13 protein-coding genes are annotated in these 13,940 nt (G+C 70.6%); 9 read left to right on the top strand and 4 right to left on the bottom strand.

Features of this window, described 5'->3' with window-relative positions; all coding sequences use genetic code 11:
• The first annotated feature begins 24 nt into the window (after positions 1-24).
• Positions 25-2,073, top strand: a complete 2,049-nt coding sequence (locus G412_RS40935; protein ID WP_078607072.1) for an RDD family protein — start codon at positions 25-27, stop codon at positions 2,071-2,073.
• A gap of 73 nt (positions 2,074-2,146) precedes the next feature.
• The gene (locus G412_RS0117050; RefSeq protein ID WP_028813147.1) at positions 2,147-2,923 is read left to right on the top strand and encodes an RDD family protein; all 777 of its coding nucleotides are present in this window, start codon (positions 2,147-2,149) and stop codon (positions 2,921-2,923) included.
• Here the strand turns inward: G412_RS0117050 and G412_RS40185 are convergent.
• Positions 2,912-3,253, bottom strand: coding sequence for a hypothetical protein (locus G412_RS40185; protein ID WP_037649051.1), 342 nt, complete (start codon positions 3,251-3,253; stop codon positions 2,912-2,914). The two genes, G412_RS0117050 and G412_RS40185, sit on opposite strands and share 12 nt — an antisense overlap.
• 430 nt (positions 3,254-3,683) lie before the next feature.
• Here G412_RS40185 and G412_RS0117040 point away from each other — a divergent pair, with 430 nt between their 5' ends.
• Together G412_RS0117040 and G412_RS0117035 are read left to right on the top strand one after the other, a co-directional pair.
• Positions 3,684-6,041, top strand: coding sequence for an immune inhibitor A domain-containing protein (locus tag G412_RS0117040; protein WP_106964115.1), 2,358 nt, complete (start codon positions 3,684-3,686; stop codon positions 6,039-6,041).
• A 122-nt stretch (positions 6,042-6,163) separates the two neighbouring features.
• The gene (locus G412_RS0117035; protein WP_028813145.1) at positions 6,164-6,478 is read left to right on the top strand and encodes a hypothetical protein; all 315 of its coding nucleotides are present in this window, start codon (positions 6,164-6,166) and stop codon (positions 6,476-6,478) included.
• Between the two features lie 93 nt (positions 6,479-6,571).
• Here G412_RS0117035 and G412_RS0117030 read toward each other — a convergent pair whose 3' ends face one another.
• Together G412_RS0117030 and G412_RS0117025 are read right to left on the bottom strand one after the other, a co-directional pair.
• Positions 6,572-7,156: an isochorismatase family protein gene (locus G412_RS0117030; RefSeq protein ID WP_028813144.1), complete on the bottom strand. Its 585-nt coding sequence runs from the start codon at positions 7,154-7,156 to the stop codon at positions 6,572-6,574.
• A gap of 212 nt (positions 7,157-7,368) precedes the next feature.
• Complete coding sequence (locus G412_RS0117025) at positions 7,369-8,697, bottom strand: nicotinate phosphoribosyltransferase (protein WP_028813143.1); 1,329 nt, start codon at positions 8,695-8,697, stop codon at positions 7,369-7,371.
• An 82-nt stretch (positions 8,698-8,779) separates the two neighbouring features.
• On the opposite strand from G412_RS0117025, the gene clpS reads away from it, so the two are divergent.
• From clpS to G412_RS0117005, 4 genes are all read left to right on the top strand, one after another.
• Positions 8,780-9,094 (top strand): ATP-dependent Clp protease adapter ClpS, encoded by a 315-nt coding sequence (gene clpS / locus G412_RS0117020; protein ID WP_037649048.1) that lies wholly within the window; start codon positions 8,780-8,782, stop codon positions 9,092-9,094.
• Positions 9,094-9,696, top strand: a complete 603-nt coding sequence (locus G412_RS0117015; protein WP_028813141.1) for a DUF2017 domain-containing protein — start codon at positions 9,094-9,096, stop codon at positions 9,694-9,696. The genes clpS and G412_RS0117015 overlap by 1 nt, the downstream gene beginning before the upstream one ends.
• Before the next feature lie 407 nt (positions 9,697-10,103).
• Complete coding sequence (locus G412_RS0117010; protein ID WP_028813140.1) at positions 10,104-11,549, top strand: amino acid permease; 1,446 nt, start codon at positions 10,104-10,106, stop codon at positions 11,547-11,549.
• 297 nt (positions 11,550-11,846) lie between these two features.
• A complete protein-coding gene (locus G412_RS0117005; protein WP_028813139.1) occupies positions 11,847-12,263 on the top strand; it encodes a M67 family metallopeptidase in 417 nt (138 codons plus the stop codon).
• Here the strand turns inward: G412_RS0117005 and G412_RS0117000 are convergent.
• On the bottom strand, positions 12,247-13,230 hold the full coding sequence (locus tag G412_RS0117000) for a GlxA family transcriptional regulator (RefSeq protein ID WP_028813138.1): 984 nt from the start codon (positions 13,228-13,230) through the stop codon (positions 12,247-12,249). The two genes, G412_RS0117005 and G412_RS0117000, sit on opposite strands and share 17 nt — an antisense overlap.
• A 144-nt stretch (positions 13,231-13,374) precedes the next feature.
• Between G412_RS0117000 and G412_RS0116995 the strand changes: the two genes are divergently transcribed.
• Positions 13,375-13,905 (top strand): GNAT family N-acetyltransferase, encoded by a 531-nt coding sequence (locus G412_RS0116995; protein ID WP_028813137.1) that lies wholly within the window; start codon positions 13,375-13,377, stop codon positions 13,903-13,905.
• Positions 13,906-13,940: the final 35 nt, after the last annotated feature.

Here is a 13,940-nt window from a genome sequence, read left to right as displayed (position 1 = left end):
ATCGACTAGATACGGGACACGGTGATGAGCGCCCCCACCCCGGCCAGCGGCGACAGCAGCCCCACTCCTGGCTACTATCCCGACCCGTCCATCCCCGGTTACGTCCGGTTCTGGAACGGGGCCTCATGGGTGCCCGGCACCAGCCGCCCCGCCCCGCCGGACGGCGAGGTGATGCCGGCCGCGCCTGCCGGTGCGGCGGTCCCCACGCCCGCCCCGGCCCCCTCGCCCTCCCCCTCCGTGGAGGAGACCGGTCCGGTCTTCTTCGACGAGGAGCCCGAGGGCGCGCACCTGCACGGCAACACCCCGGAGCCGGCGTCGGCCTGGCAGGCGGACACGTCCCGCCAGACCGGGTTCGGCGGCGAGCGTGACCGCCGCGTCTCCTGGGGCTCCGCCACCGCGGACGCCGCGGCCGGCGGCCCGTCCTCCGGCCCCGGCGGCCGTCCGTCCGCCCCCGGCGGCGAGCCCGGGCCCGGCGGGCGGCAAGGCTCTGCTGATACGTCCGGTTCCGCTTCCGGCGGGTCGGAGGACCCCCGGCGTGCCCCGGCGGCGGGTCACGCTTCGGGCGGTCAGCGCCGTGGGGGCGGCGGGGTCGACCTCCGGCGTACGGGCGGCTCCTCGCCGGAAGCCGCCTCGGGCGCGGCGCCCGGAGCCCCCGGCGAGCGTGACGGGCGCGGCACCGCGGCCGACCCCAGCGGGGGTGCGCTGCCCGGCGTCCGCAAGCCCGGCCGCACGTCGCCCCGCGACGACGGTACGGTCACCATCCGCGCCCTGCGCCGCGGCGCCGGGGAGTCCCCGCGCACGGCCCAGGCCGACGGCACGATGGCCATCAGAACCATGACTCCGGGAGCCGGCCGCCCCCAAGTCCCGGCCCAGGGCCAGGACTCCGGGCAAGGTCACACTCCCGGCCAGGGAAACGTTGCCGGGCAAGGTCACGCTTCCGGTCAGGGGCACGCCGCCGGGCAAGGTCACGCTTCCGGTCAGGGGCATGCCCCCGGCCAGGCGCAGCCCTCCGGGCAGGGCGTCCCCGGCCAGGGGGTGGCACCTGGGCAAGGCCAGACGCCGGGGCAGAGCCGAACTCCCGGCCAGGCGCAGCTCTCCGGGCAAGGGCGCGCTGTCGGCCAGGGGGTGGCACCTGGGCAAGGTCAGACGCCGGGGCAGGGGCACGCCTCCGGGCAGGCGCAGGCCTCCGCTCCGTTCCACGCCGGTGGGCACGGGCAGACGCCCGGTCAGGCCGCGGGGCGGGCCAGTGGGTCGGCACAGGCCGCCGGCCAGGGTCAGGGCCCCGGCCAGGGGAACGCCTCCGGCCAGGGCGGCCGGGCGGCGCAGGCCGCCGGGCAGGGGCTGGGGCAGGGACAGGTGCCCGGTCAGGGGCAGGGTCCCTCCCAGCGGCAAGCGGGGGCTCAGGCCGGCGGTGGAGTGGCTGCCGCCGCTCCCGTCTCTGCCGGAGCCGGCGGCGGGGCCGCCTCCTGGGCGCAGCAGGTGCACCAACTGGCGCAGCCGGACCGGGACGAGGCGGGCGCGCCGCCCGTCGTGCCCTGGAAGCCGCCGGTCAGCGATCCGTTCCTGCAGGCCGCCCAGGCCCAGGCCGCGGCCAGGCCCGCCGGGCTCGCCAAGCGGCTGGCCGCACGCCTGATCGACACCGTCGTCCTCGGCGCCGCGGTCAGCGCCGTCGCCGTACCGCTCGTTTCGGCGACGCTCGCGCACATCGACGAAAAGATCGAGGCGGCGAAGCTCTCCGGCGAGACCGTGACCGTATGGCTGCTCGACGGAACCACCGCCGGATACCTCGGCATCGTCCTCGGTACGTACCTCCTCATCGGAGTGGTGTACGAGGTGCTGCCGACCGCCAAGTGGGGCCGTACGCTCGGCAAGAAGCTGTGCCGGATGCACGTACGCGACATCGAGGCGCACGAACCGCCGACGTTCGGCGCCGCGCTGCGCCGCTGGCTGGTGTACGGCCTGCTCGGCGTCCTCGCCATCGGGGTCGTCAACGCCGCGTGGTGTCTGTTCGACCGCCCGTGGCGCCAGTGCTGGCACGACAAGGCGGCCCGTACGTTCGTCGCGGGGGACTGAAGGCCTTCCGCCGGGTCCCCCGAACGGCACCCGACCGGATGCGGGCGGCGGGCGGGCGCGGTCGACTGCCGTTATGAGCACCGACCAGCCGCCGCCCGGCGAGCCGCCCGATGACGACCCGTTCCTCAAGAAGCCCCCGCCGGACCAGGACCAGCCGCCGTCGCCGCCGCCACCCTCGGCGGGCGGCGGACCGTTCGACACGGGCGGGGCGGGCGACACCGGTGACACGGGCGGACCAGGCGGCCCCGGCGAACCGGGCGGCCCCGGCGGCCCCACCGGACCCGGCCCCGGCGGCGGATCCCCGTACGGCGACTCGCCCTACGGCGGCCCCCCGTACGGCACCCCGCCGCCGCCCTACAGCGGCGGCGCCGCCGACCCGCTCGCTGGGATGCCACCGCTCGCCCCCACCGGCAAGCGCATCGCGGCTCGCATCATCGACGGACTGATCGTCGCCATCCCGCTGGGGCTCATCGGCTGGCTGGTCGGCATCTTCGACAACTACACCAGCGACGACTGGGACGAAGTCACGACCATGTCCGATGGCAAGTCGCTGATCTGGCAGCTCGTCACCATGGTCGTGTACATCGGCTACGACACCTATATGACGGCCAAGGACGGCCGGACCGTCGGCAAGCGGCTGATGAACCTGCGCGTCGCGATGCTCAACAACGGCATGGTCCCCGAGACCAACGCGTCGCTGCTGCGCGCCGTGGTCCTGTGGGTGCCGGCGCTGATCTGCTGCTTCTGCCTGTGGTGGCTCATCAACCTCGTGATGATCCTGATCGACAAGCCCTACAAACAGGGCCTGCACGACAAGGCGGCCAAGACGGTGGTGGTCTCAACCACGTAGCGAGTGCCCGCCGACCGCCGAGTGGGCCCGCGAGGAGAAGGTGCGCGGGCCCGGCACCCGCGCCTCGGCGGCGTCGGAGCCGGTGCTCGCGTCGGCGGTCGCCGCGTCGGTCGTCCCGGAGACGGCGGCGTCGTCCGTACGGCGAACCGTGCGCGCCGTCTTCGGCATGGGCACCGTCAGCGAGACCAGCACGCCCAGCGCGAGCGCGGCGAGTGCGATGATCGCGACGCCGATGCCCGACGCCGTCTGTGACAGCAGCAGCAGGGCGAGGGTCGAGAAGACGACGGTGGCTGAACCGTATGCGAACTGTGCGGCAGTCGGACGCGGCATGGCGATTTCCGTCCTCGGAGCAGCGGTAGGGGGGTCTGTCTCAACCGGGTCGCACTGCAAGCGACTCTACGACGGTGAGTGCCCCCACGGAACGGGTAGTAAGCGTGACCTAACCCACGGTGCCGGTGCACTGGGGGCGCACGGAGTCATTCCGTATCCCGACAGGCGAGATCGACGCGCCCTGCGGCCGGACCGCGATCGATGCGAAAGCGTCCGGTATCCGGAACCGATCGTCTGCATAGTGCACTTGAGCTGACCAAGTCAAGATCTGTCTTTTCTCCGGCAAGTCCGGTCGAATGTCGTCACTTGAGACGCGCGCCGCGCCCGGATACCCCTCACCCTCTTCCGTGCTGACGCGGCCCGCGGGGGAGGACATCATCAAGTGACCACCAACAGAGGGCGGATCAGAGCCGCCGCCGTAGTCGTGGCCATGGCCGCGACCGCCGCGACGGCCTCCGCATTCGCCACTGCCCAGGCTGACGAGAAGCCTGCGGGTGCGGCGGACAAGGCCGGTATCGAGCGCCGTGACCCGGCGCCGGCCAAGGGCCATGTCGAGCACGATCTCGAAGGACCGTTCAGCAAGCAGCAGGAGATGGAGCGCAAGGCCGCGCTCGAACAGGTCATCGCCGGCGACGCCACCGTGCAGAAGCGCGGCGCCTCCAAGGTCGTGAAGTTGGACGACAAGAAGTACGTCGAGCTGGGCCGCGAGAAGACCGACAAGATTTTCACGATCCTGGTGGAGTTCGGCGACAAGGTCGACAACACCACCATGTTCGACCCGGACGGCGACGGGCCGAAGCCGCCCGTGAAGAAGTACGGCGGGGACGCCGGGCCGGCGCACAACCAGATAGCGGAGCCGGACCGTTCCGAGGACAACTCGACGGCCTGGCAGAAGGACTACGACCGCGAGCACTTCCAGGAGCTGTACTTCGGCGAGGGCAAGGGCAAGGACTCCCTCAAGACGTACTACGAGAAGACCTCCTCCGGCCGCTACTCGGTCGACGGCGAGGTCTCCGACTGGGTAAAGGTCGACTACAACGAGGCCCGCTACGGCTCGAACTACTGCGGCGACAGCAACTGCGCCAACGTGTGGGACACCGTCCGCGACGGTGTCACCGCCTGGGCCGCCGACCAGAAGGCCAAGGGGAAGACGGACGCCGAGATCAAGGCGCAGCTCGCCGGTTACGACCAGTGGGACCGCTACGACTTCGACTCCGACGGCAATTTCAACGAGCCCGACGGCTACATCGACCACTTCCAGATCGTCCACGCGGGCGAGGACGAGTCGGCGGGCGGCGGCGCCCAGGGCGAGAACGCCCTGTGGGCGCACCGCTGGTACGCGTACGGCACGGACGCCGGCAAGACCGGCCCGGCGGGCAACCCGTCCGGCGGCACCGAGATCGGCAAGACCGGCATCTGGGTCGGCGACTACACCATGCAGCCGGAGAACGGCGGCCTCGGCGTCTTCGCCCACGAGTACGGCCACGACCTGGGCCTGCCCGACCTGTACGACACCTCGGGCAAGGGCGAGAACGGCGTCGGCTTCTGGTCGCTGATGTCGGCCGGCTCCTGGCTCGGCAAGGGCAAGACCGAAATCGGTGACCTGCCCGGCGACATGACGGCCTGGGACAAGCTCCAGCTTGGCTGGCTCGACTACGACACGGCCAAGGCCGCGACCAAGTCGAAGCACAAGCTGGGCGTCTCGGCGTACAACACCAAGAACCCGCAGGCGCTCGTCGTCGAGCTGCCCAAGAAGGCCGTCACCACGACTGTCGTGAAGCCCGCCGAGGGCTCCAGGCAGTGGTGGAGCGACATGGGTGACGACCTCAAGAACACCCTCACCCGGCCCGTCGACCTCACCGGCAGGACCAAGGCCGAGCTGGCGCTCCAGGGCTGGTGGGACATCGAGGCGAACTACGACTGGCTGTACGCCGAGGTCTCGGCCGACGGCGGCAGAACATGGACGGCTCTCGACGGGACCGCCGACGGCAAGGCGCTGCCGCGCGACGCCGCCGACAAGCCGGGTCTGACCGGCGTGGGCGGCGCGTACAAGAAGCTCGCCTTCCCGCTGGACGCGTACGCCGGCAAGAAGATCGACCTGCGCTTCCGCTACCAGACGGACGGCGGCGCGGGCGGCAAGGGCTTCGCGGCCGACGCGATCACGGTGACGGCGGACGGCGCGCCGCTCTTCTCGGACAACGCCGAGGGCGACGACAACGGCTGGACCGCCAAGGGCTTCACGAGGGTCGGCGAGTCCTTCACCAAGGAGTACGACCAGTACTACCTGGCCGAGAACCGCCAGTACGTGTCGTACGACAAGACGCTGAAGGTCGGCCCGTACAACTTCGGATTCGCCCCGGACCGGCCGAGCTGGGTGGAGCACTACCCGTACCAGAACGGCCTGATGATCTGGCTGTGGGACACCTCGCAGAAGGACAACAACACCAGCGCCCATCCGGGCAAGGGTCTGATCCTTCCGGTCGACGCGCACGCCAAGCCGCTGAAGTGGGCGGACGGCAAGCTGCTGAGGAACAAGATCCAGTCCTTCGACTCGACCTTCAGCCGGTACCGCACCGACGGCTTCACGCTGCACAACGCGAACGTGCCGCTGAAGCTGGCGTCGCGGAAGGGCGTCTCGTCCTTCGACGACCGTAAGGGGACGTACTGGTACAAGGAGAACCCGACCGGTGGGGTGCAGGTTCCTGACACCAACACCAAGATCTCGATCGTGAGCGAGCCCAAGAGCGGCTCGACGGTCACGGTGAAGATCGGTCCGTCGACCAAGTAATTCGTAACACCGCAGGTCAGAGCACGATCGGCCGTCGCCCTCTAGCGGGCGGCGGCCGTTCACGTTTAGATGCCTCTTGACCAGCTCTTGTTGACACGACGTCTCATGGGGGATTGATCGGCATGTCCGGTGGAGGTTTCGTAAGGCTGCCCGGCGGCAGTGTGGTGGTCGCTCTCACGCTGCCCAGCCCGTGGGCCGACGGCCGCAAGGTCCGCGTTCTGGTCCACTCGGTGAACCGGGCCCGCGCCCTGACGCGGCTGCGCAACCTCGGTCTGCGGGCGGTCTACCTGCGGGGCAACGCCCACCCGCCGACGCCGGACGAGATCACGGCGGTCCTGCACCACCCGGACGGCCTGCTGTGGCGCACGGCGCCGCAGCAGACCGTGGAGCTCTGGCACCCCATACGAGCCCTGTTCAGGCCCGTACGCCCGGCGTGAGCGCACGGGGAGGTCCGCCGGCCGGCCCGCCCGCCGGACGACCGGCCGGACCGCCGGCCAGCCCGCCGGTCGGACTACCGGCCGGGCCCCCGGCTAGACCACCGGCTTCCCCGACAGCTCGACGCCCGCCTCGCGCATCTCCTCCAGCGCCCGCTCCGTCGTCGCCTCGGAGACACCCGCGGTCAGGTCGAGCAGTACGTGGGTGGTGAAGCCCTCGCGGACCGCGTCCAGGGCCGTCGCCCGTACGCAGTGGTCCGTGGCGATGCCGACCACGTCGACCTCGGTGACGCCGCGTGCCCGCAGCCAGTCGGCGAGCCCGACGCCGTTCTCGTCGGCGCCCTCGAAGCCGCTGTACGCCGCCGCGTGGGCGCCCTTGTCGAAGACGGCGGCGATGGCGCCCGAGGCGACGGCCGGCGCGAAGTTCGGGTGGAAGCCCACGCCCTCCGTACCGGCGACGCAGTGCACCGGCCAGGAGTGGACGTAGTCCGGGTTGGCCGAGAAGTGGTCGCCGGGATCGACATGGTGGTCGCGGGTGGCGACGACGTGGCGGTACCCGGCCGGGGCCTCGCCGATCAGGTCGGTGACGGCGGCGGCGACATCGGCGCCGCCCGCCACCGCGAGGCTGCCGCCCTCGCAGAAGTCGTTCTGAACGTCTACGACGATCAAGGCGCGGTGCATGGCGGGTGCCCTTCGGTGGGGATCAGCGGTGGGGGGTGCGTGTCCGGTTGTCCGGGCGATGGAATTGTCCTGTCCGGCCGGTGGTCGGTCCGGGCGATGGTTCGAGAGTAGAGACTCCAACGGCCTTGCGGCAGGGGGCCTTTGCCTGCTAGAGGGCCGACGGCGCTCCCGGCGCCCGCCCTCTGGCCTGCCGCTGCCCACTCACCCCGTGTTCATGCGTACTCGGTGGGGATCACCGGCTCGCCCCTGGAAAGCTGCACGGCGGACATCGGCAGGGCCCCGCGCGCCGCGATGTGCCGCTCCCGTACGTCGTCCAGCGGCTCGCGCGCCACGACCTCTCCGCCCTTGATCAGCTCCACCTGGAGCTGCCGGCCGGCCAGCTCGGGCGGTACGGGCCCGGTGCCCACGACCTCCGCCTCGGCGACGCCGTCCGCGTCCGCCCGGCGCGCCGCCCACTTGCGGCCGCCGATCGAGGTCTTCCCGCCCATCGACTTCTTCGCCACCGGCTGGAGCGGAGCCTTCGGGTCCGCCGAGTCGGCCCTGGCGACCAGCTTGTAGACCATGGAGCACGTGGGGTGTCCGCTGCCCGTCACCAACTGCGTGCCGACGCCGTACGCGTCCACGGGAGCTGCCGCGAGCGAGGCGATGGCGTACTCGTCGAGGTCGCTGGTCACCACGATCCTCGTCCCGGTGGCCCCCAGCTCGTCGAGCTGCTGGCGCACCCGGTGCGCGACCAGCAGCAGGTCGCCGGAGTCGATACGGACCGCCCCGAGGTCCGTCCCCGCCACTTCGACGGCGGTACGGACCGCCTCGGCGACGTCGTACGTGTCGACCAGCAGCGTCGTGGCGCTGCCCAGCGAGGAGACCTGCGCCTGGAAGGCGTCACGCTCGCTGTCGTGCAGCAGGGTGAAGGCGTGCGCGCTGGTGCCCACGGTGGGGATGTTGTAGCGGAAGCCGGCCGCCAGGTCCGACGTCGAGGTGAAGCCGCCGACGTACGCCGCACGCGCCGACGCGACGGCGGACAGTTCGTGCGTACGACGGGCGCCCATCTCGATCAGCGGGCGGCTGCCGGCGGCGGCTGCCATCCGGGAGGCGGCGGCCGCGATGGCCGAGTCGTGGTTGAGGATCGAGAGGATGACGGTCTCCAGGAGCACGCACTCGGCGAAGCTGCCCTCGACGCGCAGGATCGGGGAGCCCGGGAAGTAGACCTCACCCTCCGGATAGCCCCAGATGTCGCCCGTGAAGCGGTACGAGGCGAGCCATTCGAGCGTCGGCTCGTCGACGATCGCGTGCTGTCGCAGGAAACCGAGCACGCCCGGATCGAAACGGAAGTTCTCCACGGCGTCCAGGACCCGCCCGGTGCCCGCCACGACGCCGTACCGGCGGCCCTCGGGCAGTCTGCGCGTGAAGACCTCGAAGACGGAGCGCCGGTCGGCGGTGCCTGCCCTGAGGGAGGCCTGCAGCATCGTGAACTCGTACTGGTCGGTGAAGAGCGCTGTCGACGGCACATCCACCGGCAGCCCAAGGTCCGCAGTGTTCATGGCAAAGATGCTACCCCCTCATCTCGTCAGAGTGACGATTTCTACGTGGCCGTTTGTGCGAGGGCCCCTCACGGGTGGCACCATGGGACAAGTGAGTACGGCTCCCGCAGAGATCGAACGCCCAGAGTCGGCCGAGGAAACCTCCGCCGTCCCGGAACCCGACGTCCCCTGGGTGACGCTGGTCCACAACGACCCCGTCAATCTCATGAGCTATGTCGCGTATGTCTTCCAGACGTACTTCGGCTACTCCAAGGACAAGGCGCACAAGCTGATGCTGGACGTCCATCACAAGGGCCGCGCGGTTGTTTCCAGCGGCAGCCGCGAGGAGATGGAGCGTGACGTGCAGGCGATGCACGGCTACGGACTCTGGGCGACGCTCACTCAGGACCGCGGCTGATGGCCGGGGTCTTCGAGGAGGTTCCGGGCGGCGGCGCGGCCGTCGTGCTCGACGAGGTCGAGATCGCGATCCTGCGCAGCCTGGCCGTACAGCTTCTCGAACTCGTCGGACCCGGCGATCAGCCGGCGGCCGGCGAGGACCCGCTGGCCGCGCTGTTCGCGGAGGGCCCCAGCGAGGCGCCGGCCGACCCCGCGCTCGCGCGGCTCTTCCCCGACGGGTACGGCGATCCGCAGGCCGATCCCGAGGACGCGCACGAGCGGGAGGTGCGCGCCAACTCGGCCGAGTTCCGGCGCTTCACGGAGAACGACCTGCGCGACCGCAAGCGCGAGGACGCGCTCGCGGTCGTACGCAGCCTCGATTCGCTGGCCACCGCCGGCGAGCGCGGCGCCGTACTGAAGCTGGCGGACGACGAGTGCAAGCGCTGGCTCGGCACGCTCAACGATCTGCGGCTGACCATCGGTACCCGTCTGGAGGTCACCGACGAGGACGAGAACGGTGAGCTCTACCGGCTGCCGGACTCCGATCCGCGCAAGCCGATGGTGATGGCGTACCTGTGGCTCGGCGCGCTCCAGGAGAGCCTCGTCGAGACGCTCATGCCTTGAGGCTCGTGCCCTGACGCTCATGCCCTGACATGCGTGCCCTGACGCTCGCGCCTTGACACTCATGCCCTGATCTGTCCGGACATTTCGATCATGCTGTTCGCTCAACGGACACTCAAATCCGAATAACGATCGCATTAACGCCTGGGGTTCCTTTGGGGCTCCAGGCGCTGTTTGTCCCATTTTTCCAGTGGTGTGCGCCACATTGGGTGCAGTGGATCACTGTCGCGATCGTGATAAATCTTCACGACCGCCCGGGGACGCCACCCCTGTCCCCGGAGGCGCTGACGTCGGCTGACCGCCGACACGCACTCCATTCCACATCCGGGGGTCTCCGCCCCTCAAAGGATCGTCACAGTCGATCCGAGCCGCTCAAGGCCGGATCGGCATGGAGAAAGGCGCGACACACCATGACCTCAGTGCAGGTCGACAAGCAGCACGACGGCAGTGAGGCCGAAGGCGCGACATCCGGCGAGGGTTACCAGCGCGGACTCGGCGCCCGCCAGATCCAGATGATCGCGATCGGCGGCGCCATCGGCACCGGCCTCTTCCTCGGGGCCGGCAAGGGCATCTCCATCGCGGGCCCCAGCCTGATCCTGGCCTACGCCATGGCCGGCCTGGTCATCTTCTTCATCATGCGGGCACTCGGCGAGCTCCTCATGTACCGCCCGGTCTCCGGCTCCTTCTCGGAGTACGCCCGCGAGTTCGTCGGCCCCTTCGCCGGCTTCGTGACCGGCTGGACGTACTGGCTCTTCTGGGTCGTCACCGGCATCACCGAAGTCACCGCGGCCTCGGAGTACATGCAGTACTGGACCAAGGGCACGGACGGCTGGATGGACCAGCCGCAGTGGGTCTTCGCCCTGATCTTCACGGTCCTCCTCTTCTGCGTGAACCTGATCTCCGTGAAGCTCTTCGGCGAGCTGGAGTTCTGGTTCTCGATGATCAAGGTCACGGCGATCGTCGGCATGATCCTGATCTGCGCCGGCATCCTCACCATCGGCTTCTCCGACGCAGGCGACACCGCATCGGTGACCATGCTCTGGGACCAGGGCGGCTTCTTCCCCAACGGCATCGGCCAGACGCTGATGACCCTCCAGCTGGTCATGTTCGCCTTCCTCGCCGTCGAACTGGTCGGCGTCACCGCGGGTGAGGCCAAGGACCCGGAGACCGTGCTGCCCAAGGCCATCAACACCGTCCCGTGGCGCATCGCCGTCTTCTACGTCGGCGCGCTGATCATGATCCTGTCGGTCGTCCCGTGGACCCACTTCCAGCCGGGCGTCTCGCCGTTCGTGGCGGCCTTCGAGAAGATGGGCCTCGGCGTCGGCGCGGCCATCGTCAACTTCGTGGTCCTCACCGCCGCCCTGTCGTCCTGCAACTCGGGCATGTACTCCACCGGCCGCATGCTGCGCGACCTCGCGCTCAACGGCCAGGGCCCGAAGGTCTTCACCAAGCTGACCAAGAACGGCCTGCCCCTCGTGGGCACGTCGTTCTCCGCGGCACTGATGCTGGTCGGCGTGTGGATCAACTACCAGTGGCCGGGCGAGGCGTTCAACTACGTCGTCTCCTTCGCGACCATCTCCGGCATGTGGGCCTGGATCATGATCCTGGTCAGCCACATCCGCTACCGGGCCAAGTCCGACCGCGGCGAGCTGCCGAAGTCCACCTTCCGGGCACCGGGAGCGCCGTACACCAGCTGGTTCGCGCTGCTCTTCATCGGCATGGTCATCGTGATGATGGGCATCGACGAGGGCGCACGGATCTCGCTGTACTGCGCGCCGCTGTGGGCGCTGCTGCTGGGTGTGTCGTGGCTGGTGCTGAAGAAGCGCGCGACGCAGGTCGCCTCGCCCAAGGCGTAGGGGCGGCGGGGGCTGCGGGCTTCCGGGCTGCGGGCCGCGGGCTTCCGGGCTGCGGGCTTCCGGGTTGCGGGGCGCGGGCTCTGGGCTGCGGGCCGCGGGCTTCCGGGCTGCGGGCTTCCGGGTTGCGGGGCGCGGGCTCCGAGCCGCGGGCTCCGAGCTGCGGGCTCCGGGCTCCGGGCTCCGGGCCGCGAACTCCGAGCCGCGAGCTGCGGGCTCCGGATCGTCGCCAGTCCAGCATGTGGTCCCGTCCGTACCATCCCTCGGTACGGGCGGGACCCTTTGCTTATCCTGGGGCCCATGCTGACCCTTTCCCAGGCCCTGTACGACCAGATCGTCGCGCACGCCCGCGCCGACCACCCCGACGAGGCCTGCGGCGTGGTCGCGGGTCCCGCCGGGTCCGGGCGCCCCGAGCGCTTCATCCCGATGCTGAACGCCGCGCGCTCGCCAACGTTCTACGAGTTCGACTCGTCGGACCTGCTGAAGCTCTACCGCGAGATGGACGACCGGGACGAAGAGCCCGTGATCATCTACCACTCCCACACGGCGACCGAGGCCTACCCGTCACGCACGGACATCAGCTACGCGAACGAGCCCGGTGCGCACTACGTCCTGGTCTCCACCGCGGACAAGGACGACGCGGGCCCCTTCCAGTTCCGTTCGTTCCGCATCGTGGACGGCGTGATCACGGAGGAAGAGGTCAAGGTCGAGGCGTAACCGCCCTTGCCCACGGCCCCTTGCCCACGGCCGTACTGCGAAAGCGTGCGGCGTACGCGGACGGGGTCACCCCGAAGTGCCGGGCGAAGGCCCGGCGCAGGCTTTCGTCGCTGCCGATACCACTGCGCGCGGCCGCCCGGGTGACCCCCGCCCCCGCCTCCAGCAGGATGCGTGCCGCCTCCAGCCGTACGCCCTCCACGAACCCGGCGGGCGAGGTTCCCGTCTGCTCCCGGAACAGCCGCGTCAGATGGCGCGTGCTCACCCCGGCGCTGCGGGCCATCGCCCGCGGGCTGTGGTCGGCCGCCGGGTCGGCGACGACGGCGTCGAGGAGGGGGCGTACGAGCGGATGCCGGGTCGGGGGAGTACGGGACGCTGCGGAGAACTGCGACTGGCCGCCGGGCCGCTGCAGAAACACCACCAGATCCCGCGCCACCCGCCGGGCCTCTCCCGGCCCCCGGTCCTGCTCGACGAGGGCCAGGCAGACGTCTATACCGGCCGTCACCCCGGCGGAGGTGAAGACCGGTCCGTCCTGCACGTAGATGGCGTCCGGCGTGACGGCGACGTCGGGATACCGGCGGGCGAGCGCGTCGGCGTGCTCCCAGTGCGTGGTGGCCCGCCGCCCGTTGAGCAGCCCGGCGGCGGCGAGCGCGAACGCCCCCGTACACACGGCGGCCACGCGCCCGGACACCGCCGCCAGCGCGGCGACCTGCTCAACCGCCCCCACCGTACGGAGAAACCCGTCCACATCGACGGCCCCCGGCACGACGAGGGTGTCCGCCCGGCGGACTTCGGCGGCGGCGACGTCGGCGCCGATGCGCAGCCCGGCGGAGGTGGTGACGTCACGCCCGTCGGGCGTGCAGACGCGCACGGTGTAGCCGTTGCCGGCGGTGGTGAACACCTCCAGCGGCGCGGAGACATCCATAAGCCGCACACCGTCGAACGCGAACACCACTACGGAGTGAGTCATCCGAGGAGGTTAAACGGCACCGTGTCGGCCTCGGCTTGAGGGCTGACGGGGGGGATCCATCGAACAGCCAGCAGCCAGCAGCCAGCAGCCAGCAGCCAGCAGCCAGCAGCCAGCAGCCAGGCAGGCCCTAGCTAGGCTTCCGCCGTGAATGACACCACACATGGCATACGGATCAGACCCGGCAGCCTGGCCGACGCACCGGCCATTCTGGACATGCTCGACGCCGCGGTGGTCTGGATGAACGGTCGCGGCAACACCGAGCAGTGGGGCACGACACCGTATTCGCAGAAGCCCGGCGGGGTGGCGCGGGTGGAGCGGTACACGACCGAGAACGTCCCATACATCGCGGAGTTGGGCGGAAGACCTGTCGGAGCCCTGGTGCTGGACTCCGGACCCAGCCCGCAGATGCCGATCGCGCCGGCCGAGGAGCCCGAGCGGTACGTCCGGCTGCTGGTTTCTGAGCGACGGTACGCCGGTCTGGGCATCGGGGCGGCGCTGCTGGCCCATGCCGCCGAGGAGGCCCGGCGGGCAGGCGTGGGGCTGCTGCGGGTCGACTGCTGGGCGGGCGGCGGGGGGGAACTGGTCGCGTTCTACGAGCGCAACGGTTTCACCCCCACCGACCGTTTTCTGTTCGGATCCTGGCCGGGACAGGTGCTGGCCAGGCGGGTGGGCTGAGGTCGCGGGCAGGGCTGCGGGCGACGGGTGGTTAC

Source organism: Streptomyces flavidovirens DSM 40150 (assembly GCF_000429085.1).
Classification (GTDB): Bacteria; Actinomycetota; Actinomycetes; order Streptomycetales; family Streptomycetaceae; genus Streptomyces; species Streptomyces flavidovirens.
Note: the sequence above shows the minus strand (reverse complement) of the source record. Positions and strands in the feature narration are given on the sequence as shown.